Raw genomic sequence first — 22,902 nt, forward strand, 5'->3', positions numbered from 1 at the left:
TCAGCCCTTCTTCTGCATCTTGGCCCAGGTGTCCTTGAGACCGACCGTGCGATTGAACACCAGGTGATCGGGGCGGCTGGCGTAGCGGTCGGCACAGAAGTAGCCGACACGCTCGAACTGGTAGCGATCCTCGTTGCCGGCATCGGCCAGGCTCGGCTCGCCGACACCCTGGACGGTCACCAGCGACTCGGGGTTCAGGTGCTCGAGGAAATCGGCGTCCTTGTCCTTGTCCGGCTGCTCGACCAGGAACAGATTGTCGTAGAGCCGCACCTCGATCGGCACCCCGTGGCTGGCACTGACCCAGTGGATGACCCCTTTCACCTTGCGCCCTTCCGGGTTCTTGCCCAGGGTGTCGAAGTCCACACTGCAACGCAGCTCCTGGATCTCGCCCGCCTCGTCCTTGACCACCTCGTCACAACGGATCACGTAGCTGTTGCGCAGGCGAACCTCCTTGCCCGGGGCCAGACGGAAGAACTTCTTCGGCGGCTCTTCCATGAAATCGTCGCGGTCGATCCACAGCTCTCGGGTAAAGGGGATACGGCGCACCGGCATGTCGTCACGGGCCGGGTGTCCCGCCACCTCGTAGACCTCTTCGTGGTCGGCGTCGACATTGGTCAATACCACCTTGAGCGGCTTCAGCACGCACATGGCACGAGGTGCATTGTCCTCGAGGTCGGAGCGGATGGCATGGGTCAGCATGGCGATGTCCACCAGACCGCCGTCGGCCCGGGTCACACCGATCATCTCGCAGAACTTGCGAATCGACGCCGGTGTATAACCGCGCCGACGCATCCCGGAGATGGTAGGCATGCGCGGATCATCCCAGCCATCGACGATGCCGTTGTCGACCAGCAGCTTGAGCTTGCGCTTGGAGGTCAGGGTATAGTTCAGATTCAGGCGCGCAAACTCGATCTGCCGGGGCTTGGCCGGCACCGGCAGCTGCTCCAGAAACCATTCGTAGAGCGGCCTGTGGTCCTCGAACTCCAGGGTGCAGACCGAGTGGGTAATCCCTTCGATGGCGTCAGACTGGCCGTGGGTGAAGTCGTAGGACGGATAGATCTTCCACTTGTCGCCGGTCTGGTGGTGGCTGGCATGCCGAATGCGATACAGGATCGGGTCGCGCAGGTTGATGTTGGGCGAATCCATGTCGATCTTCGCGCGCAGCACCTTTTCGCCTTCGGCAAATTCCCCCTGGCGCATGCGCTCGAGCAGATCGAGGTTCTCCTCTGCGCTGCGGTCGCGGTAGGGACTGGGGCGACCGGCTTCGGTCAGGGTACCGCGGTATTCGCGAATCTCGTCCGGAGACAGATCATCGACATAGGCCTTGCCTTCCTTCACCAGATGCTGCGCCCAGGCGTAGAGCTGGTCGAAGTAGTCGGAGGCGAAACGAATGTCGCCCGCCCACTGGAAGCCCAGCCAGTGCACGTCTTCCTTGATGGCGTCGATGTAGGCCTGCTCTTCCTTGGCGGGGTTGGTGTCATCGAAGCGAAGATGGCAGTCACCACCGAACTGCTCCGCGAGTCCGAAGTTGAGACAGATCGACTTGGCGTGCCCGATGTGCAAGAAGCCATTCGGCTCGGGGGGGAATCGCGTCACGATCTTCTGTGACCGTCCGGCCTCGATTTCCTCGCGAATCTGATTGCGAATGAAATTCGGCGCGTTGCTGGTCTCGGTGGTCATGTTGATGAATCAACCTCTGGTGAAGTAAGGGCTTTGAAGGGCACAGATCCGCCCCCGGCTTCGCGCTGCGAAGCAAAACGGCTATTATAGCGTCACGCCAGGGCCCGGCGCCAAGCCGGGCCGAGAACGAGAAAGGCGCCAAGAGGCGCTGTAAACGCTACAGGACCACTCCATGATCATTCTGCAGACCAATTTTGGCGACATCTCGATCGAACTCAACCATGAAGAGGCGCCAAAGACCGCGGCCAACTTCGAGCAGTACGTCCGCGATGGCTTCTACGATGGCACCCTTTTCCATCGCGTGATCGACGGCTTCATGGTCCAGGGCGGCGGCTTCGACAGCAACTTCGAGCAGAAGCCCACGCGTGACCCCATCGAGAACGAAGCGGACAATGGCCTCAAGAACGCCACCGGCACCCTGGCCATGGCGCGGACCCAGGACCCTCACTCCGCCACCGCCCAGTTCTTCATCAATGTGGCCGACAACGACTTCCTCAATCATACCGGCAAGAACATGCAGGGCTGGGGCTACTGTGTCTTCGGTCGTGTGGTCGACGGCATGGACGTGGTCAACCGGATCAAGGACGTGGCCACCACCCGACGCGGCATGCACGCCGACGTCCCTGCCGAGGACGTGATCATCCAGCGCGCCTACGTCAAGGACGACGCCTGATCCTCCTGTCTTTCCACCGAGCACGCCCGCACTGCGGGCGTGCTGCGTTCAGGAGACCATGAACACCATGACCACTCTGTTGATCGCTGACCTGCACCTGCATCCCGAGGCGCCGCAGATCACCCAGGGATTCTTCGACTACCTCGAGCGCAACACCGCCGAAGGCACCGATCTTTACCTGATCGGTGACATCTTCGACGCCTGGATCGGCGACGACCTGATGGATCTCGGCGCCGCGGATCCGTCTGGCCACGCGGCTCTGGCCTGCCAGGTGGCCGAACGCCTCAAGGCTGCCAGCGACGCCGGCATGCGACTTTTCCTGATGCACGGCAACCGCGACTTCCTGCTGGGCGAAAGCTTCGCCCAGCGGGCCGGCGCCACCCTGCTCGACGAACCACAACGACTTGACCTTGGCGGTGAGCCTACCCTGGTGATGCACGGTGACAGCCTGTGCACCAGCGACGAAGCCTACATGGCGTTTCGCGCCAAGGCCCGTGACCCGCAGTGGCAGGCAGGAGTCCTTGCCATGCCGATCCCGGAGCGTCTGGCCTTGGCAAGCCAGTTGCGTCAGCAGTCCGGCGAGGCCAACAGCACCAAGGCCGCTGACATCATGGACGTCACCCCCGAGGAAGTCGTCGACGTGATGCAGGCCCACGGGGTTCGCAGGCTGATTCACGGTCATACCCATCGTCCCGCCGTGCATGACTTGAGCCTTGCCGGTCCTCAGGGCGATCCCGTGTCGGCGCAACGTATCGTGGTCGGCGACTGGACCCGCGATCAGGGCTGGGAGGTGCGCATCGAAGACGGCGAGGCCCCATCACTCAACCGCTTTTCCTTCTGACGCAGCCTTTATCGACGCCCTGCCCGCCCTGGGCCTTCGGGCATCGATGACACGCCGGACGCTCAGGCGTCCGGCCCCGCCTCACCCGACGGCCGACGTCGACACTGCTCGAGCGCCCGCTCCAGGCCATCGATATCGAGTTCCATATCCTCTGGCCAGATCATCTCGAGCCGCGAATCCTTGCGCCAGGACGCCTGAGCCTCTTTGCCGGGAACGGACGTAAGCGGGAAGGTGCGCCAGCCCCGGCCGGTTCGCATGACCCCTTTCACCCGCACGCCAGATGGCAGTTGCTTCCACCACTGCTCCAGCGCTGCGAGATCGAAGCACTCCTCGCGGTGCCAATGCCAGCTTGCGGAGCGATACCCCAGACCGTGTCCGTTCTGTCTTGCTGCACCACCGGCGATGGGCGCCGGGACCTCTGGCGTACCTGGCGACGAGTCGATCGCCTCGGCATGCAGCGAAGGCCGACGCAGCAGCAGACTCTGAGCATCGCCACGGACGTTCTGACGGCCTCGCGCCGGGGAGTCGAGCAGATGGCTGATCGGCAACCCTTTCGCGCCGCTTGGCACCATCCAGGATGGTGCCAAGCCACTCTCCTGGCGCCATCGCTCGACCCCTTGGCGATGCTCGTCCTCGAGCAGGTCCTGCATGGACAGCACCCATCCATCGGCCACTGCCAGCTGATCGATAAAGGTGGAGTGGTTAGTGACTCTGGGATCATCGAGACGGCGTGCATCGAGCACAGTGATGACCTGGCGGAGATCCAGCACCTGGGCAAGATCGCCGCCCCCCAGCACCTCCAGCAGGCCGGCCGGGTGGCCGAGCCCGGAGGGCTCGATCAGCAGTCGATCTGGCCGTTCGCGGCGCAGCAACTGCACCAGCACCGAGCGGAAGACCGTCGCCACCTGACAGCAGAGACACCCTCCTGGCACCCCCTGCACGGTGACGTCGTCGCGCTCCCCGACTATCGCTTGGTCGATGCCCACCTGACCAAATTCATTGATCAGGATTGCCCACCGCTCACCAACGGGTTTGCGATCGATCCAATGGCGGATCAACTGGCTCTTGCCGCTGCCGAGAAATCCGGTGATGACATGGGTGGGGATGCTGGCCAGTGGTTGCATGACGGTTCTTGGCTCCGGCTAGAAGATTGGCAGCAGATGACGACCAATAAGATAACGGTATAAAAATAAACAGCCTATGCAGAGGCCTTGTGCGACGCTATACCCTGAACGCCGTATGCGCTTCACTAGAACGCACGATAACGGTATAAAAAGAACCATCGAGCAGGCACGCAATACCCGAAACATCGCTCCAACAATCGTTCCAACAGGACTTCACAGGCCGGCGCCAACGAAAAGGAGCGCCAGATGGCGCTCCTTTTCGACAGCAGGGGGACCGCGACACGCGTGCGGCCCCTCTCCGCGCTGGCTAGACGAGTTGGCTAGTAACGCTCGATCTCGCCGGTATCGCGTAGATGGGTCAACAGGCCATCCAGCACCGCCTGGGCACGCAGCCGCTCGGCCATGCTGGCGACAAACTGCTCCATCTGCTGGTTACCCTCACCCTGGCCAATGCTCTCCAGGGCAATAAGACTGACATCGGCGCCATCGACCGCCCGGCCGTAAACCACCTGGCCCTCTTCAGGATGCGGCAGCTTGAACGCGGTGGTCAGCACTGCATCGGGTACGCTGGGCGCGTCCTGACGGCTGATGTTGTCAGCACGCTGCCAATCGATGTCCAGCGACTGGCCCCCCTGCAGCTGCGACACTCGCTCTTCGGCAAGCTCGATCAAGGCGTCGCGGGTCTTGGCCTGACGCACCGCCGCTTCGACCTGGTCCTTCACCTGCTCCAGCGGGAGCGTCGCCGCGTCACGGTGATCGAGCACCCGCAGCACCAGACGCCGTGAGCCATCCAGCTCGATGACCTCGCTGTTGAAGCCCTCTCCAAGCACCTCATCGCTGAAGGCCTGGTCCATCACGCCAGGTTCGGCCAGTACGCCTTCAGCGCCTTCACGACCGACCCAATCACTGGTCTGACGCTCGAGTCCAAGGTCGTCTGCCACACTCTGAAGATCGTCGGCAGCGAAGCTCTCGTCGATCAACTGCTGGGCCTTGTCATTGAAGGCGTCGCGCACCTGTGCCTGAGCAAGCTGATCACGCAGACGGTCACGCTCGGAGGCAAAGTCCGCACGATCGATCTCGGTCACCTTGATCAGGTGCAGTCCGTTATCGGTCTCGACCGCCTCGGAGACCTGGCCCTCGTCGAGGGCAAAGGCGGCCTCTTCAAAGGCCTCGCCGAAGATACCCCGGGTGATCACCCCAAGATCGCCACCGTCGTCGCTGGTGGATGTGTCATCGGAGAACTCGGCCGCCAGATCGTCGAAAGCGTCGCCATCGGCCAGTCGCGCCTTGATGGCTTCGATACGGGCCTCGGCCTCGTCTCTGCTGCGCTCGTCGCCGAAGGTCACCATGATGTGTGATATCTGACGATCGGCGTTCTCTGCCTGGGCTTCCCAGGCTTCGCGCAGGTCCTCCTCGCTCACCTCGATATCGGCGGCCATGGCCTCCTGATCGAGCACGATGTAACCGAGCTTGACCTGCTCCGGCCGCAGGAATTCCTGCTGATGCTCGTTGTAGTAGGCTGTCATTTCCGCCTGAGACACCTCGACAGGCGCCTCGAGGTCCGCCTCGGTCAGTCGGTGGTAGCGGAAACTACGTGTCTGGCGCTGCAACTCGGCAAGCCGCTCGCGTTCACCTGGCAAGGTGAAGTCGCTGGCGATCAGGCCTTGCTGGATGTGGCCGCGCATGACGTCACGACTGAGCTGCTCGCGGAAGGACAATGGCGTATAGCCGACGCTGGAAAGACGGCTGCGGAAGAGCTCCTGGTCGAACTGGCCATCGGCATTCTGAAACTCCGGGCGACTGACGATCAACTGGTCGAGTTGATTGTCCGAAACCGCTAGTCCGCCGTTCTTGGCGTAATCGATCATCAAGCGGTCACTGATCAAGCCTTCGAGCACTTCGCCGCGAAGCGCGCGCTCCTGGTCGGCCGGCACCTGGTTGGAGCGCATGGCGCGCTGGACATTCAGTTCGACCTGCTGGCGATTGATGGGCTCACCATTGACCGTGGCGACCTCATCGCCGGATTGTCCGAATAGACCAATCAACGACTCCACGCCAAACAGTGCCATGGTGACGATCACGGCACCAATGATGATCTTTGCGATCCAGCTCTGGGATCGGTCGCGAATACTCTGCAGCATGCATGCCTCTGCGAAAGGATGGGGATTCGTCGCGCACCAGTATACGCACCCGAGGGCCTGGCGCGACCTCCCCCAAACTCATGAAAAAGGCGCACCGCGATAGCGATGCGCCCTTGGCGAGTCCGGCGTAGGCGGTGGCCGCCAGACTCGTGTCAACGTGACGATGCTCGACGTGCCGCCGAGACCACGCGTCTTAGTTGACGGAATCCTTCAGAGCCTTGCCGGCCTTGAAGCTCGGCACCTTGGCGGCACTGATTTCGATCGGCTGACCGGTCTGCGGGTTGCGGCCGGTACGTGCAGCGCGCTCCTTGACGGAGAAGGTACCAAAGCCAACCAGTGAAACGCTGTCGCCCTGCTTCAGGCTCTCGGTCACGGATTCCACCATAGCATCCAGCGCGCGAGAAGCGGCGGCCTTCGGAATATCGGCAGACGCGGCAATGGCATCAATCAGCTCGGACTTGTTCACACTTCACCCCTTGACTATTACAGAAAAAAATTCGAAACGGCGATACTTCTTGCCGACAGGCTCGATCGCAGCATGGCGATAATTTATAGCAATGCTGCAAAAGACCTGTCAAGCAACCTTCCTTGCCAATCCGCATGAACCCGGCATTCTACACCCAAGATCATGGAAAAAACGTCACTAGTGTGTGCTGACCATTGAGTGTGTCGCAGACGACTCTGTCGACAGTGAATCGTCGGTTTTTTGATCCACCTTTTGTGACAGAGCGAGCTCGAGCACTTCATCAATCCAGCGAACCGGATGGATCGTCAGAGCATCCTTGATATTTTCAGGGACCTCCTTGAGATCGCGACGGTTCTCCTCGGGTATTAGCACCGTCTTTATACCACCGCGCCTGGCCGCCAGCAATTTCTCCTTGAGCCCACCGATCGGCATGACTTCGCCTCTCAGGTTGACTTCACCGGTCATCGCAACGTCGCAACGCACAGGACGGTTGCAGAAAGCCGAGACCATGGCGGTCACCATGGCGATACCCGCGCTGGGGCCGTCCTTGGGGGTGGCTCCCTCCGGCACGTGGATATGCAGGTCTTCCTTCTCGAACCGCTCGGGATCGATCCCCAGCGCCTCGGCGCGGGCCCGCACCACCGTCTGGGCGGCACTCACCGACTCCTTCATGACGTCACCCAGTGAACCGGTCTTGTTGAGACGCCCCTTGCCAGGCGTCACCACCGACTCGATATTGAGCAACTCACCTCCCACCGAGGTCCAGGCGAGTCCGGTCACACGACCGACCTGGTCCTGCTGGTCGGCCAGACCGTAGCTGTAACGCCGCACGCCAGCGTAGGCTTCGATATCCTCGGCCGCCAGCGTCTGCGAGCCCAGGGCGCCTTCCTTGCCTTCCTTCTCGAGCCGCTCACGCAACACCTTGCGACTGACCTTGGCGATCTGCCGCTCGAGCTCGCGAACGCCGGCTTCGCGGGTGTAGTAGCGAATCAGCTCCAGCAGCGCATCCTCACCAAAGCTCAGCTCATCTTCCTTGAAGCCGTTGGCGGCCAGCTGCTTGGGCACCAGATAGCGCGTGGCAATGGCCAGCTTCTCATCCTCGGTGTAACCCGGGAGGCGTATCACCTCCATGCGGTCCAGCAGCGGCCCCGGAATATTCATCGAGTTGGCGGTACAGATGAACAGGGTTTCCGACAGATCGTAGTCCAGCTCCAGGTAGTGGTCACTGAAGGTATTGTTCTGTTCGGGGTCCAGCACCTCAAGCAGCGCAGACGCAGGATCTCCTCGATGATCCATGCCGACCTTGTCGACCTCGTCAAGCAGGAACAACGGGTTCTTCACCCCCGCCTTGGCCATGCGCTGGATCGGCTTTCCGGGCAGAGAGCCGATATAGGTCCGGCGATGCCCACGGATTTCCGATTCATCACGCACGCCGCCGAGGGCCAGACGCACATACTTGCGATTGGTCGCCCGGGCGATGGACTTGCCCAGCGAGGTCTTGCCGACGCCGGGAGGCCCCACCAGACACAGCACCGGCCCCTTGAGCTTCTTGACCCGCTTGTGCACGGCCAGATACTCGAGGATGCGTTCCTTGACCTCATCCAGTCCATAGTGGTCCTCGTCGAGCACCTTCTGGGCATTGATCAGATCGTGCTTGACCCGGGTACGTTTCTTCCACGGTACCGACACCAGCCAGTCGAGGTAAGAGCGCACCACCGTCGCCTCCGCCGAGGAAGGTGACATCATGCGCAACTTGCCGAGCTCCTGGTTGGCCTTGTCGGCGGCCTCCTTGGGCATCCCGGAGTCCTTGATGGCCTGCTCGTACTTGTCGGCCTCGTTTGGCGCGTTCTCGAGCTCTCCCATCTCCTTCTGGATGGCCTTCATCTGCTCGTTGAGGTAGTACTCGCGCTGGGACTTCTCCATCTGGTCCTTGACCCTGGAGCGAATGCGCTTCTCTACCTGCAGCAGGTCGATCTCGGCTTCGATCAGCGCCATCAGGTGCTCGATACGATCGCGGACCCGATCCATCTCGAGCAATTCCTGCTTGTCGCCGATCTTCAGCGACAGATGGGCGCAGATCGTATCCACCAGGCGGCTGGGATCCTCGATCCCGGACAGCGAATTCAGTACCTCGTTGGGCACCTTCTTCGACATCTTGACGTACTGCTCGAACTGGTTTAGCAGCACCCGCACCAACGACTCCTGCTCACGCTCGCTCAGGGGCTCGCTGGAACGCAGTATCACCTGGGCCGTGGAGTAACCCTCTTCGGCTACCGAGATCTCACCGATATCGGCGCGAGACTCCCCCTCGATCAGTACCTTGACGGTACCGTCCGGGAGCTTCAGCAGCTGCATGATCTCGGCTACCGTGCCGATGGCGAACAGATCTTCGTCATCGGGATCATCCTTGCTCGCCTCACGCTGGGCGACCAGCAAGACCCGCTTGTCATCCGCCATGGCGGCTTCCAGCGCTTGAATCGACTTCTCTCTGCCGACAAACAAGGGGATGACCATCTGCGGGTATACCACCACGTCACGCAGTGGCAAAAGGGGCAGACTCATAGTCTGTTCGGCGTTCTGCTGCATCGCAGACGTTCCTCAAACTTAGCGGGTGAAACCTAAGGGGATGGGGGCAGCCCCGAGGCATTGCAAGGGGAAACGCCTAGCCGAATCGCCATCGAAGGCTCCGGCAGACAAAGGGGCCGCGTCTGCGGCCCCTTTTGACGGCGTCGCGGGAAGCGCTGACGGACTAGCCGTCGGTGCCGTCCACGCGAGTGTCTTCCTCAGCGTCGCTGGCCTGGCTGTAGATCAGCAGGGGATCACTCTCCCCACCGATGACAGAGGCGTCGATAACCACCTTGCTGACGCCCTCGAGAGAGGGAATCTCGTACATGGTGTCGAGCAGCACCGACTCGAGAATCGAACGTAGGCCACGGGCGCCGGTCTTGCGCGCCATTGCCTTGTGGGCCACCGCGCGCAGGGCATCCTCGCGGAAGTCCAGCTCGACGCCTTCCATGTCGAACAACCGAGCGTACTGCTTGACCAGCGAGTTCTTCGGCTCGGTCAGAATCTGAATCAGTGCGTCTTCGGTCAGCTCGGTCAAGGTTGCGATGACCGGCAGACGTCCGACGAACTCGGGAATCAGGCCGAACTTGACCAGATCCTCGGGTTCCACGTCCAGCAGCAGATCGCCGACACCCTTGGTCTCATCCTTGCTCTTGACCTCGGCATTGAAGCCAATGCCACCGGTCTCGGCACGATCCCGGATAACCTTGTCGAGGCCGGCGAAGGCACCGCCGACGATAAACAGGATATTGCCGGTATCGACCTGCAGAAACTCCTGCTGCGGATGCTTGCGACCACCTTGCGGAGGCACCGAGGCCGTGGTGCCCTCGATCAGCTTCAACAGCGCCTGCTGCACGCCCTCGCCGGAAACGTCCCGGGTGATCGACGGATTGTCCGACTTGCGCGAGATCTTGTCGATCTCGTCGATGTAGACAATGCCACGCTCGGCCTTGTCCACGTCGTAGTCGCACTTCTGCAGCAGCTTCTGGATGATGTTCTCGACATCCTCGCCGACGTAGCCCGCTTCGGTCAGCGTGGTGGCATCGGCGATGGTGAAGGGAACATTGAGCAACCGCGCCAGGGTCTCCGCCAGCAGAGTCTTGCCGCTACCGGTGGGCCCGATCAGCAGGATGTTCGACTTGCCGAGCTCGACCTCATCCTTGCCACTGTGACGCAGGCGCTTGTAGTGGTTGTACACGGCCACCGACAGCACCGTCTTGGCGCGGTCCTGACCGATCACGTAGTCATCGAGAGTGTGTCGAATTTCGCGCGGAACGGGCAGACGCTCCTCGTCGCTCTCGGCATCGGCATCGAGAACTTCTTCGCGAATGATGTCGTTGCAGAGATCGACACACTCATCGCAGATATAAACGGACGGACCGGCGATCAGCTTGCGTACTTCGTTCTGGTTCTTGCCACAGAACGAACAATACAGAAGCTTGCCGTTGTCGTCCTTGCCTTTGCCGTCGGCCATTCGCGTACCTCTCTGGCAGCGGTGGCCCCAGGGGCCACCGGTAATCACGTAGTCATCGCGCGAGCTATCACGCTATCAGGATGCCGGGCGCTTATCCAGCACTGCGTCGATCAGGCCATACTCCGCGGCCTGGGCGCCGTTCATGAAGTTGTCGCGATCGGTATCCTTGGCGATGGTCTCGATATCCTGGCCGGTGTGGTGCGCCAGGATCTGGTTCAGTCGCTCGCGGATGCCCAGAATTTCACGGGTGTGAATCTCGATGTCCGAGGCCTGCCCCTGATAGCCACCCAGCGGCTGGTGGATCATCATCCGCGAGTTGGGCAGGCAATAGCGCTTGCCAGCGGCACCACCGGCCAGCAGCAGGGCTCCCATGCTCGCCGCCTGACCGATACAGACGGTCGAGACGTCAGGCTTGATGAACTGCATTGTGTCGTAGATGGACATCCCCGCCGTCACCGAACCGCCGGGCGAATTGATGTAAAGGTGGATGTCCTTGTCCGGGTTCTCGGACTCCAGGAACAACAGCTGGGCGACCAGCAGGTTGGCCATATAGTCTTCGACCGGCCCCACCAGGAAGATCACCCGCTCCTTCAACAGCCGGGAGTAGATGTCGTAGGCACGCTCGCCGCGGGCGCTCTGCTCGACCACCATGGGCACAAGGCCGCCGGCAGCGTTGATATCGAACTCGGTGTTCATGAGGAGATGTCCTTGTTTCCTTGCGTGACAAAACGACGAAGCCGGCCCGACGGGGCCGGCCAGGAGAGGCGCCTCAAGCGTCCTCGCCTTCCTCCGCCTCGTCGCCCGGCTGCTGCTGCGCGGCAGCCAGGGCCTGCTGGTAGGACATTTCCACGTCCTTCACATTGGCCTGATCGAGCAAAGCGTCGACGGCCTTTTCTTCCAGCAGTGCAGACTTGACCTGGGTCTTCATCTGCTCGTTGCCCATATAGTACTCGACGACCTGCTCGGGCTCCTGATACTGCTGTGCAAGCTCCTCGACCTTTGCCTTGATCTCGTCGTCGGAAGCATCCAGCTCGTTGACCTTGATCACCTCAGCCAGCAGCAGACCGACCTGCACGCGGCTCTTGGCCTGTTCGGTAAACAGCTCGTTGGGCAACTGGCTGACGTCGAAGTCCTCGCCCAGACCAAACTGCTGCGCCGCCTGACGCTTGAGGCCATCGACCTCCTGCTGGACCAGCGACTCGGGAACGGGGATCTCGTTGGCCTGCTTGAGGGCCTCGAGCACCTGCTGCTTGACGCGATTCTCGACCGCCTGGTCAGCCTCACGGCTCATGTTCTTCTTGACCTCGGCGCGGAACGCCTCGACGTCACCACCTTCGACACCGAATTTCTCGATGAATTCCGCATCGACTTCCGGCAGCGCCTGGCCCTTGACCGCGTTGACCTTGACCTTGAAGGTCGCTTCCTGGCCGGCCAGCTGCTCTGCCTGGTAGTCCTCGGGGAAGGTCACGCTGATGACCTTGTCCTCACCCGCCTTGGCACCTTCGAGCTGATCCTCGAAGCCCGGGATGAAGCTGCCGGAACCCAGCACCAGATCGTGGCTCTCGGCGCTGCCGCCTTCAAACGGCTCGTCACCCAGGAAGCCCTGGAAGTCGATATTGACCTGATCGCCCTGCTCTGCAGCACGCTCAACCTCTTCCCAGGCAGCGTTCTGCTTGCGCAGCGTCTCGATCATCTCGTCGACGTCGGCATCGGTCACTTCAACCACCGGACGCTCGATCTCGGCGCCTTCAATGGTCGCCAGCTCGAACTCAGGATAGACCTCGAGGGTGGCAGTGAACTCCAGGTCCTTGCCGGTCTCGTTGACGGTGGCTTCGATCTGCGGGTAGCCGGCCGGATTGAGCTTCTCATCGGTAATGGCGCGAACATAGCGCTCACGCATGACCTCGCCCACCACCTCGTTGCGCACATCAGCACCATAGCGCTGGCGGATGACCGACATCGGCACCTTGCCCTTGCGGAAACCGTCGAGACGAACGTTCTTGGCGGCATCCTTGAGACGGGCGGCGACGGCCTCGTCGATCTCGGCGGCCGGCACCTGGACGTTGATGCGGCGTTCGATCTGGGAGGTCGTATCGACGGAAACTTGCATGAATAATCCTCTACCGACTGGGGGCGTACTGAAAAATTGAAAACGTCAAAGGGGAGATTCTAAGAATCCCGCCGGGCACTGGCAAGCGCCAACGCCCACAACATGGGGCCTGGCATGTCTTTTACAAGGGGCTATCGGAAAATTCGTGGCCACCGAATGACGACACGACCGCCGCCGAGGGCGAAACACAGGCACGACAAAACGCCGGACAAGCAACTTTGCCTGCCAGCTTCAGGTTCGACAACGACTTGTTCAAGAAAGAAACTCGGGGAAGGAATCAGGTTGATGGGGTGGATGATGGGGATCGAACCCACGACCACCGGAGCCACAATCCGGGGCTCTACCACTGAGCTACATCCACCACAACCTGTCAGCTACCGAACCCACGTTCGGGCTTGACCACACTTGCATCGCCTGAATGGGGTGGATGATGGGGATCGAACCCACGACCACCGGAGCCACAATCCGGGGCTCTACCACTGAGCTACATCCACCATATCAGGACAATACCGCTACAACCTTTGCCCGAGCCTGTCAAAAGCAGCTACCAGCAAACTTCACTGGCGCGCCCAGCAGGACTCGAACCTGCAACCTACGGCTTAGAAGGCCGTTGCTCTATCCGGTTGAGCTATAGGCGCATTCTACAGAACCGAACTCTTCACCACAACCCGCTTTTCGAGAAAAACTTCTTCTCCAACAAGCTGTTGTGGTCGGGGTGGAGGGATTCGAACCCCCGACATCCTGCTCCCAAAGCAGGCGCGCTACCAGACTGCGCTACACCCCGCCGGCCAGCCGCTCGGCCATGCAAACCGCCGAAGCAGTCTCTGCAAGCGCTGCGTATTCTACGGAACTTTCCCGCCAAGTCAACAGGCTACCGAGACATTCCTGTTGTCATTCGGGCTCAAGCTTTGCCTGGATGGCGGAGCGTGCGAAAATCCGTGGCCGCCAATTTCATCCAGCACACCCACTTCTGACCGAGGGAACCCCATGACCGCCCAGCTCATCGATGGCAAGTCCATTGCCGCCACAGTACGCCAGCAGGTCGCCCGTCAGGTACAGGCGCGGATCGATGCCGGAGAACGCATCCCGGGGCTTGCTGTGGTGCTGGTCGGTGAAGACCCCGCCTCCCACGTCTATGTACGCAACAAGCATCGCGCCTGCGAGCAGGCGGGTATTTCATCTGTTCAACACGCCCTGCCCGCTTCCACATCACAGGCAGAGCTCGAAGCCCTGGTCGACCAGCTCAACGCCGACGCATCCATCGATGGCATTCTGGTTCAACTTCCGCTGCCCGACCACCTGGACGCTCGCCCTATCCTCGAGCGCATCCTGCCAAGCAAGGACGTGGACGGCTTCCATCCCTACAACCTGGGACGGCTGGCCCAACGTCTGCCGCTGCTGCGCCCCTGCACCCCCAAGGGCGTGATGACGCTGCTGCATCACTCGGGTCTAGCGGTGCGAGGCCTCGACGCCACGGTGGTCGGTGCCTCCAATATCGTGGGACGGCCGATGGCACTGGAATTGATGCTGGCGGGCTGCACGACCACCGTCTGTCACCGCTTTACCCGTGACCTCGAGGCCCAGGTACGCAAGGCGGAACTGCTGGTGGTTGCGGTCGGAAAACCAGGACTGGTGAAAGGCGAATGGGTACGTGACGGCGCGATCGTCATCGATGTGGGCATCAATCGACAGGAAGATGGGCGCCTGGTGGGCGACGTCGACTTCGACGAGGCCGCCCGACGTGCAGGTCACATCACACCGGTCCCGGGTGGCGTTGGCCCGATGACGGTAGCCAGCCTGCTGGAAAACACCTTGATGGCCGCAGACATTCATGACGGCCAGCATCGCGAAACTCCCGACGGCTGAACCTGCACTTGCGACATCCATGCGTGATGGACTCAATTGACGTAGCATCGCGCCCATCCAACACCGGATCACGGAGACACTCCATGAGCGACAAGAAGATGAATGTCGAGAGCTTCAACCTCGACCACACCAAGGTTCGCGCCCCCTATGTGCGTCTGGCAGATATCAAGACCGGCGCCAACGGCGATCGCATCCACAAGTATGACTTGCGGATTTGCCAGCCCAACAAGGAGCACATGGAGATGCCTGCCCTGCACTCCCTGGAGCACCTGATGGCCGAGCTGTCGCGCAACCACTCGGACAAGGTTGTCGATATCAGCCCCATGGGCTGCCAGACCGGCTTTTATATCGCCATGATCAACCACGACGACTACGACGACGTGCTGGCACTGATCGAGGGTACGCTCAACGACGTGCTGTCAGCGACCGAAGTCCCTGCCTGCAACGAAATGCAGTGTGGCTGGGCCGCATCCCACAGCCTGGAAGGGGCCCAGGAGCTGGCGAAAGGCCTGCTGGCCAAGCGTGACGAGTGGCACCAGGTCTTCGCCTGAGTCGAAGCTCCACCTCAAGAGGAATCGCATGAAACGCATTGGCATCATCGGAGCCATGGCGCAGGAAGTCGCCCAACTGGCGGCCCAGCTGGAAGACGTCAGGACCCGCACCCACGTCGGCTCCACCTTCTACATCGGCCGCCTGCATGGGGTCGAGGTCGTACTGCTGCAATCCGGGATCGGCAAGGTCAACGCCGCCATCGGGGCGACGCTGCTGCTGGACAACTACCAGCCCGAGGCGATCATCAACACGGGTTCCGCAGGCGGGTTCGGCGAAGGACTGTCGATCGGCGACGTGGTGGTGTCCAGCGAGGTGCGCCACCACGATGTCGACGCGGTGGTATTCGGCTACGAACATGGCCAGGTGCCCAATATGCCGGCGGCCTATCTCCCGGATGAACGCCTGGTTCGGGTGGCACGGGACTGCGTCGAAGGCATGGCTGAGGTCAAGGTGGTCGAGGGCCTGATCGCGACCGGCGACGTCTTCATGGCGTGCCCCAATCTTGTCTCGCGCACCCGCAACCGCTTTCCCACCATGCTGGCGGCAGAAATGGAGGCGGCCGCGATTGCCCAGACCTGCCATCTCTACGGTTGCCCCTTCGTGGTGATTCGCGCCTTGTCCGATATCGCCGGGCAAGGTGACAACCACCTGTCCTTCGAGGAATTCCTCGAGCAGGCGGCGGATCACTCCAGCCGTATGGTGACGGCAATGGTGCAACGACTGGCGTCACCGCAACCTGCCGTTGACCGACAGCAGCCGGCCTGACAACCCTGTCTCGCCAGAAAGCACTGCCGTCATCCTGCCAGCACGCCCGGCTACAGCCGGGCGTGCTGCCACTCGCTCAACCGATATCCGGCTGTGAACTCTCCAGCAGCCTGACCAGAAAGTCGTCACTGCTTCCGTCCATGGACACCCCCGTCAGCGTCACCTGAACATCCGCATTGCTGCCGTCCTGCAAGAGCCCTCCATCGAGCTTCACGTGGACCACGGTGTCTTCGCCATCTGCGATAGCCAGGACCTTTTCACCACCTTCCAGATCACCGATGTCTTCGAGCAACTCTCTTAGATCCAGCATATTGCCCAAGACATCGACCGCAGTGGCATAGGAGCTGTCAGCGCTGGACGCAGGCTCTCCCAGACTCCAGGCCAGCTCATCCTCTTCCGCCAATAGCGGTAGCGCGGCTGCTCGGCTTGACCCTTCCATCGCGGCAATGAATCCCTCCGGATCGATGCCGGTGATGGTTGGCGTATCGTCATTGATCACCACCTCAAGCGTCCCGCGCACTGTCGAGCCGTCCTTGTCGGTAATGGCGTAGCCCAACTCGAGCGACAGATCGCTTTCCTGAGCGCCCTCCGGGTGGTCGACATCCTTGCTCAGGTAGACCACCACATCACCGGTCTCGGCATCCACCAGATTAATGGTCAGGACCCGCTCGCCATCAGCATCATTGCCCATCACGGTGTAGCCGTCTGAACTCACCACAAACTCGACTGGAGAGTCTCGGCTGGTCAACTCAGGCAGCCCGTCGAGGTCCCAGCGGAAAGCACCCTGCACGGCAGCACCATCAGCCCCAGAGTCGAACCCGAGGTTGGCGCTCGCGCTGTCGTTGCAGCCGGTGATCACCACCTCGGTTCCCGGGACGTCGCCGGGACCGCCGGCGATACCTTTGGGCAGGCTGTGCTCGTCGAGCAGGCCCTTTCCCCCATCTACTCGAGCCACTCCCGTCGGCCCTGTTACCAGAACACTCCCCTCTTCAAGGCGATCTCCCGCCAAGGCCACCTTCAGATTTCCTTCGGCGTCTTTTATCCAGACGCCTCCTGAAGCGGCGACGATTACGGCATCTTCCATGACACTTTACCTGTCCCTAATGCGATTTCATCCATACAACACTAAAAATGACAGGCAAGGGAGCACACGCACCGTACTAAAGAACAATCCTCGCACAAACGAAGGAAGAAATAGCGAAGCTGCAAAGCAAAACATGACAAAGCGTCAGCAGCTGGATGATGTCTCCTTTCCCGGCATCGCTCGGACCACCACAGCCATCACTGGCTGCTTCTGAAGGAAAGTCCTGCTGTTGAAACTCGAATGTGAACTGACGCATACAAAAAGGGCCTGGCATCGCCAGGCCCTTTTGCAAAACGCATCGTCACTCGACGATCAATTGTCCATCATCAAGCATCTGCTGCAGCACCTGCTCACCACTTCCGGCCGCACCGAGGCCGCCCAGTTCGATGGTCAGGTCGGCGTTGTTCCCGGACGCGTCAATCCCGCCATCGGTCTTGATCTTCAGGAGAATATCCTCGCCTTCGTCGACAGCCACCAGATAGCTGGCCAGGTCCGACGCAGCGCCATCAATCAACAGACCGCTCAGATCGAGCTTGTCAGCTTGATCGGTGGTTCCGAGAGTGAAGTCCTCGATACGATCAACAGAAGGGACCTCGGCGTCTGCGGCATCCCATACAAATTGATCACTATCCAGGCCTCCCCACAGAACATCATCCCCTTTACCGCCCACCAGAACATCCTGCCCTGCGCCGCCTATCAGGACATCATCGCCCTCTTCACCATATAGCTCATCGACACCACCGTCCTGGCGCTCCAGGTTCATCAGTGAATCTACGTTGGCCAGAACATACGCCTTGACCTCATCAGCCGTTGGCGCGGTGCCATTGCCAAAATCGGGAGACCACTTCAGAAACTCATAGAGGCCTTCATAACCTAGACCATTGTGCTCTCCCGATGAAAACTCCTCCCCGGAATCGCCGTTAACCCATTCGAGATTATCGGAGTTGACCGTGTCTCCGAATACAAGATCATCCCCCGCCCCGGCAAACACCTGGTCACTCCCCAAGGGTTCTAGATCCGAGGTACTTGACCCCGTATCAAGAGCAAGATTCAGATCTTCCTCGGTGTTGACCACGTTGATCTCACCGGCGGATCCGGTATAGGTATTGCCATCTTCCAACGCAGTCTCGACGTCACTCGCCAGGATGTCGGTATTGTCAAAATGGCGGATGTAATCAACCAGACTATCTTCCCCTATTCCAATCCCGTGGACCGAATCGGCCACTTCGAGCAGTGCTTCGAAGGACGCCACCGATTCCTCCACCGCCGCAAGAGAACCGGGCTCCAGCGGATCCGGGATAACCAGCTTGCCATCCTCGTCCAGCCAGATTGTCGGTAGCCCGTCGGTGACAAAGACCGCCGTTGACTCGAAGCTGTTGATATCCGACATGCGGGTGAAGAAGTCCGTACTGGCAACGAAGCCTGCATCGAAATTGGTGGATCCCTTGGCTTCCATACCGAGGATATAGGCCCTGGCCGCAGCCAGGTCAGCACTACTGAAGTCTTCGAACACGACAGGATTTCGTGCTACGCCGTCGAAATCGATCAGTTGAAGATTCAAGGTACCTTCGAAGTCTGCCAGGGTCTCGAGCTGTCGCAGCATTGCTGCCTTCAGCAGCTCGAGGCGGGTATAGTTGCCCGATCCATCCGGCCTGGGCGTATCGACTTCTGCATTCATGCTGACCGACGAGTCGAGAATAAAGGAGAGGTTATAGTTGCCTGCTGGGTCGATGATGATCGTTGCCCCACCCTTGTCCGCGATGACGACATCGTCGCCCCCACCCGTGGTGATTGTATTGTTGGCATTGTTGCTCACCACGAGCTCACCCGGGCCTGACAGGATCAAGGAAAGCTCACCGGACGCCTTGTCACCGTCGCCATCGGCAGCCTCGAGGGGCAGCGGCACCGATGCGTCTCCTGGCGCAGCCCCACGGACGATGTCGACGCTGCCAAGCCCAAAGGGTTCACCGTTCCCGCCTTCGATGATGATGGCCTGGATGCCCTCGGCGCTGTTGATGACAAACGACCAGCCATCCTGCAAGCCTTCAACCTTGAGATCCCCATCGATGACATCGATCTGAACCTCCGACGTCACATCCACGCCCCGTTGATCGAGAATGCGCAGGTCCCCGGCCGACAGCGGCAGAGGCTCATCTTCCCCCTGCTGTGACGAGTAGGCCCGGGCGCTGAGCAGCAGGGTGGCTCGCGCGTTGTCAGCGCCAGCCATCGAGATACTCTGGCGAAACTCGCCGACGCGCACATGTGAGTCCCAGGACACCACACCGCCGGTTTCCTCGGCCCCCGCGACCATATCGACACGCAGCTGGTCTCCTTCATCAATCTGTCCCGCCCCGACGATGAGTGATCCGTCGGCAATCGCAACGCCGGCCACCGCGGAGAACACCAGCTGCGAATCAAGACCGCCCTCGGAGACATCCAGCACACCCTGGGTCGCGCTCTGCGAAATGGCGGTCGCCACGATGTCACCATCAAGCCGAGTGAAAACAGACAGCTCACCTTCCCCGACAACGAGACGGGCCTGATTGCTTGATTCATCCAGCACCACGCTGAAGCCTACCTGTCCGGTGGCTGTCACCGCCTCCAGCTCGACCCCATTGTCGGCCAGCCTCCAGGACAGTGGTCCGCCATCCAACATGATGGTGTTGCCATTGACGTCTTCCACCGGCGCCCCATCCAGCGCACCGTCGAAGCGGATCGGGGCCCCTTGCCCATCCGCACCATACCCGCCCGGAAGTGCCAGTTCTCCAGTGCTGCCATTTTCAAGCAGTAAAGCTTCCGAGACGATGCCCTCCGGCGCATCATCATCGATGCGAATGTCGAGCTGGCCGGATGCCTCGCTACCGTCAACATCGGCGACGGTGTAACCGACCGACATGGCCAGATCGTCCTCGGTGGAATTTTCCGGATGGTCGAGCGGACGCAGCAGGCTCACCTCGAAGGCACCGCTGGCGAGGTCTGTCAGGGTGATGCGCAGCGCCTCTTCGCCCGCTGCCGTGGCCGCCACCAGGCTCAGGCCATCATCCGACACGGCGAAATTCAGCACCTCACCGCGGGAGCTCAACGCCGGCAGACCCACCTGCGACCAGGCAAAGGCGCCGCTGACTGCCGGCCCGTCATCGCCGAAGTCGTAGCCGAGCGCACCGGTGATGACCGTGGCCTCGCCCGCGACATCGCCATCACCGCCGGGGATACCGCCATCCAGGCCGTCCTCATCGAGCACTACCTCGGCAGGCGCCGCATCCGGATCACCGCCATCCGTTGGGGTGGTGGGCCCCGATGCATCCAGGATCTCGCCACTGATATCCAGTTCGACGACGTCACCGTCACCATCGGTCACGCGAAGCACGACATCGACGTTCTGCGGCGTACTGTTGTCGAGTCCGCTGGCTGCCGTAAAGGACCAGCTACCGTCACCTCTCAGGGTCAGGTCGCCCTGCGCCAGGGTCAACGTGGTCTGCTCGTCACTGCCAGGCAGACTGGAAAAGCTCAGGGGCGCCCCATTGATCAGTACGTCGATGACGGAGAGTCCATCCGCGCCGGGGCTCATAGACCAGTTGCCTTCGACGGTGGCGCCCTCGGCCACCTGGATAACGCCTGAGCTGGCGTTGGCGTCGATCAGGGTGTTCCCCGTGGTCACCGACGCCACCGGGGTATCATCATCGATGCGAATGTCGAGCTGGCCGGAAGCCTCGCTACCGTCAATATCGGCGACGGTATAGCCGACCGACATGGCCAGATCGTCCTCGGTGGAATTTTCCGGATGGTCGAGCGGACGCAGCAGGCTCACCTCGAAGGCTCCGCTGGCAAGGTCTGTCAGGGTGATGCGCAGCGCCTCTTCGCCCTCTGCCGTGGCCGCCACCAGGCTCAGGCCATCATCCGACACGGCGAAATTCAGCACCTCACCGCTGGAGCTCAACGCCGGCAGACCCACCTGCGACCAGGCAAAGGCGCCGCTGACTGCCGGCCCGTCGTCGCCGAAGTCGTAACCGAGCACACCGGTGATGACCGTGGCTTCGCCCGCGACATCGCCATCACCGCCGGGGATACCGCCATCCAGGCCATCCTCATCGAGCACCACCTCGGCCGGTGCCGCATCCGGATCACCGCCATCCGTGGGTGTGGTCGGGACTGTTGCGTCGAAGATCTCGATACGCTGGTGAGCATCGGCTTGATCACCGTCTCCGTCGGTCTGTACCAGACTGAACTCCACCGACGGTGATGCTCCCTGATCGAGTCCGACGGCAGCGGTGAATGACCAACTTCCGTCAGCCTCCACGATCAACCGTCCTTCCTCGAGCACGATCTCCTGTCCCAGCGCAAAGGACTCATCAATGCCAGCGACCGACACAACGAGACTGGCCACACCATCGGCACCATCGACGGCGCTCCAGCTCCCCTCGATGGTACTGCCTTCCCCCACCTCGGCGGGACCGCCCAGCTCGATGCCGGGGACATCATCGAGAATCAGCACATCCAGGCTGGCAGTGCGGCCGTCACCATCGAAATCCGTCACCGTCACTTCGATCTGCTCCAGGAAGCCGCCATCGGTGGCCCCCTGCGTCTCGTCATTGTCGACGGTGTTGGTCAGCTCAAAGTGGTAAAGCACGGTCCCGCCAGTGGCGTCACCCTGAAAACCATCAAGCCAGAGGATGCCATGGGGCGTATCGAGGGACCTGGGAGTCCCCTCCAGGGCCTGAAGGTCCGCCAGCGTCAAGGAGAGCGTCCCTCCCAACGTCAGCGCGCCGAGACCATCGGGAGTGTCGAAGTTGAAACTGCTGGACTGCGCCAAGGCGTCCGCCGATGGACGACTACCCTGGGCTAGCGCAGACTCTCGTACCACGAGCTCGGCACCTTCCAGCCCCCCCGGAAGATCACCAGCGTCTGGGTCTATACCGGAGCCGTCTGGACCACCTTCCAAGCCGCCTAGGCTGACATCGTTGTCTTCTTCCTCTTCGCCCCCCTCCTCGCCAGGGTTGTCGCCATCGACGATATCTCCCAGGAATAGTCGGGGTTCCTGTCCATCGGACGAGTCCAGGCCGTACTCGAAGGCGAGTGGAGAAACCTGCTCGAGAATACGCAAAAGACGGACGAAAGAATGCCCATTGTCGTTGCCGGGGCCAGCACCCGGACCCGCGTCAGGCTCGTCGAAGACATCGAAGAGGTCCCGGCCCGATTCCAGCACCTCGAACACTTCTTCCAACTGCTCGTCCTGCAGCAGCGAAGCCTGAATCAACTCGGACGGGACAGTCTGCGCAAGAAGCAACTCATCTGAGGGAAACGATTGGGCGTCGCCCTGGCCCAGCGGCATTTCCATTGTCTCGCCTGATTCAAGCACCAGCGGTAGCTGTCCGGAACTTGACGAAACAACCACTCGCCCGTCATCTCCGGCGACAAGTCGCTGGCCTGGCTGCAGCACATCGCCGGGCCTGGCCACCCGCTGTTCGCCTGCCTGCTCGACAATCCACACACTTCCTGCGGTAGCAATGATATTCATGGGTTTAGCCCCGTGCTTTCTGCTTATTGGGTTTCCACAGAAAATA

15 protein-coding genes and 4 tRNA genes are annotated in these 22,902 nt (G+C 61.2%); 5 read left to right on the top strand and 14 right to left on the bottom strand.

Features of this window, described 5'->3' with window-relative positions; all coding sequences use genetic code 11:
* Complete coding sequence (locus NFG58_RS10450) at positions 1-1,680, bottom strand: glutamine--tRNA ligase/YqeY domain fusion protein (RefSeq protein WP_348826425.1); 1,680 nt, start codon at positions 1,678-1,680, stop codon at positions 1-3.
* 172 nt (positions 1,681-1,852) lie between these two features.
* On the opposite strand from NFG58_RS10450, the gene NFG58_RS10455 reads away from it, so the two are divergent.
* A complete protein-coding gene (locus NFG58_RS10455) occupies positions 1,853-2,353 on the top strand; it encodes a peptidylprolyl isomerase (RefSeq protein WP_045993746.1) in 501 nt (166 codons plus the stop codon).
* Positions 2,354-2,411: 58 nt separating this feature from the next.
* A complete protein-coding gene (locus tag NFG58_RS10460; RefSeq protein WP_348826427.1) occupies positions 2,412-3,194 on the top strand; it encodes a UDP-2,3-diacylglucosamine diphosphatase in 783 nt (260 codons plus the stop codon).
* A 62-nt stretch (positions 3,195-3,256) separates the two neighbouring features.
* Here NFG58_RS10460 and NFG58_RS10465 read toward each other — a convergent pair whose 3' ends face one another.
* The 11 genes from NFG58_RS10465 to NFG58_RS10515 form a co-directional block, all read right to left on the bottom strand.
* Positions 3,257-4,318, bottom strand: coding sequence for a GTP-binding protein (locus NFG58_RS10465; RefSeq protein ID WP_348826428.1), 1,062 nt, complete (start codon positions 4,316-4,318; stop codon positions 3,257-3,259).
* Positions 4,319-4,638: 320 nt separating this feature from the next.
* Positions 4,639-6,459 (bottom strand): SurA N-terminal domain-containing protein, encoded by a 1,821-nt coding sequence (locus NFG58_RS10470; RefSeq protein WP_045993748.1) that lies wholly within the window; start codon positions 6,457-6,459, stop codon positions 4,639-4,641.
* Between the two features lie 193 nt (positions 6,460-6,652).
* Positions 6,653-6,925 carry a nucleoid-associated protein HU-beta gene (gene hupB / locus NFG58_RS10475; RefSeq protein WP_045993749.1) on the bottom strand — a complete coding sequence of 91 codons (273 nt, stop codon included), beginning with the start codon at positions 6,923-6,925 and terminating at the stop codon, positions 6,653-6,655.
* 177 nt (positions 6,926-7,102) lie between these two features.
* On the bottom strand, positions 7,103-9,511 hold the full coding sequence (gene lon, locus NFG58_RS10480; protein ID WP_045993750.1) for an endopeptidase La: 2,409 nt from the start codon (positions 9,509-9,511) through the stop codon (positions 7,103-7,105).
* A gap of 163 nt (positions 9,512-9,674) precedes the next feature.
* Positions 9,675-10,964: an ATP-dependent Clp protease ATP-binding subunit ClpX gene (clpX, locus tag NFG58_RS10485; protein WP_045993751.1), complete on the bottom strand. Its 1,290-nt coding sequence runs from the start codon at positions 10,962-10,964 to the stop codon at positions 9,675-9,677.
* A 75-nt stretch (positions 10,965-11,039) separates the two neighbouring features.
* Positions 11,040-11,660 carry an ATP-dependent Clp endopeptidase proteolytic subunit ClpP gene (gene clpP, locus NFG58_RS10490; protein ID WP_045993752.1) on the bottom strand — a complete coding sequence of 207 codons (621 nt, stop codon included), beginning with the start codon at positions 11,658-11,660 and terminating at the stop codon, positions 11,040-11,042.
* 73 nt (positions 11,661-11,733) lie between these two features.
* Complete coding sequence (tig, locus tag NFG58_RS10495) at positions 11,734-13,074, bottom strand: trigger factor (protein WP_348826429.1); 1,341 nt, start codon at positions 13,072-13,074, stop codon at positions 11,734-11,736.
* Positions 13,075-13,360: 286 nt separating this feature from the next.
* Positions 13,361-13,435 (bottom strand) — tRNA-His (locus NFG58_RS10500).
* A gap of 58 nt (positions 13,436-13,493) precedes the next feature.
* Positions 13,494-13,568: transfer RNA gene (locus tag NFG58_RS10505), tRNA-His, on the bottom strand.
* Positions 13,569-13,635: 67 nt separating this feature from the next.
* Positions 13,636-13,712: transfer RNA gene (locus NFG58_RS10510), tRNA-Arg, on the bottom strand.
* A gap of 69 nt (positions 13,713-13,781) precedes the next feature.
* Positions 13,782-13,858: transfer RNA gene (locus NFG58_RS10515), tRNA-Pro, on the bottom strand.
* Between the two features lie 203 nt (positions 13,859-14,061).
* Here NFG58_RS10515 and folD point away from each other — a divergent pair.
* From folD to mtnN, 3 genes are all read left to right on the top strand, one after another.
* On the top strand, positions 14,062-14,940 hold the full coding sequence (gene folD, locus NFG58_RS10520; RefSeq protein ID WP_045993754.1) for a bifunctional methylenetetrahydrofolate dehydrogenase/methenyltetrahydrofolate cyclohydrolase FolD: 879 nt from the start codon (positions 14,062-14,064) through the stop codon (positions 14,938-14,940).
* An 83-nt stretch (positions 14,941-15,023) separates the two neighbouring features.
* Complete coding sequence (locus NFG58_RS10525) at positions 15,024-15,491, top strand: S-ribosylhomocysteine lyase (RefSeq protein WP_108133369.1); 468 nt, start codon at positions 15,024-15,026, stop codon at positions 15,489-15,491.
* Positions 15,492-15,519: 28 nt separating this feature from the next.
* Positions 15,520-16,257, top strand: a complete 738-nt coding sequence (gene mtnN / locus NFG58_RS10530) for a 5'-methylthioadenosine/S-adenosylhomocysteine nucleosidase (RefSeq protein WP_348826430.1) — start codon at positions 15,520-15,522, stop codon at positions 16,255-16,257.
* A gap of 76 nt (positions 16,258-16,333) precedes the next feature.
* Here the strand turns inward: mtnN and NFG58_RS10535 are convergent, their stop codons facing one another.
* Together NFG58_RS10535 and NFG58_RS10540 are read right to left on the bottom strand one after the other, a co-directional pair.
* Positions 16,334-17,341, bottom strand: a complete 1,008-nt coding sequence (locus NFG58_RS10535; RefSeq protein ID WP_348826431.1) for a DUF5801 repeats-in-toxin domain-containing protein — start codon at positions 17,339-17,341, stop codon at positions 16,334-16,336.
* Positions 17,342-17,642: 301 nt separating this feature from the next.
* Positions 17,643-22,856, bottom strand: a complete 5,214-nt coding sequence (locus NFG58_RS10540; RefSeq protein WP_348826432.1) for a retention module-containing protein — start codon at positions 22,854-22,856, stop codon at positions 17,643-17,645.
* Positions 22,857-22,902 lie beyond the last annotated feature (46 nt).

Origin of the sequence: Halomonas sp. RT37 (genome assembly GCF_040070525.1) — a bacterium.
In the GTDB taxonomy this organism is placed as follows: domain Bacteria; phylum Pseudomonadota; class Gammaproteobacteria; order Pseudomonadales; family Halomonadaceae; genus Halomonas; species Halomonas litopenaei.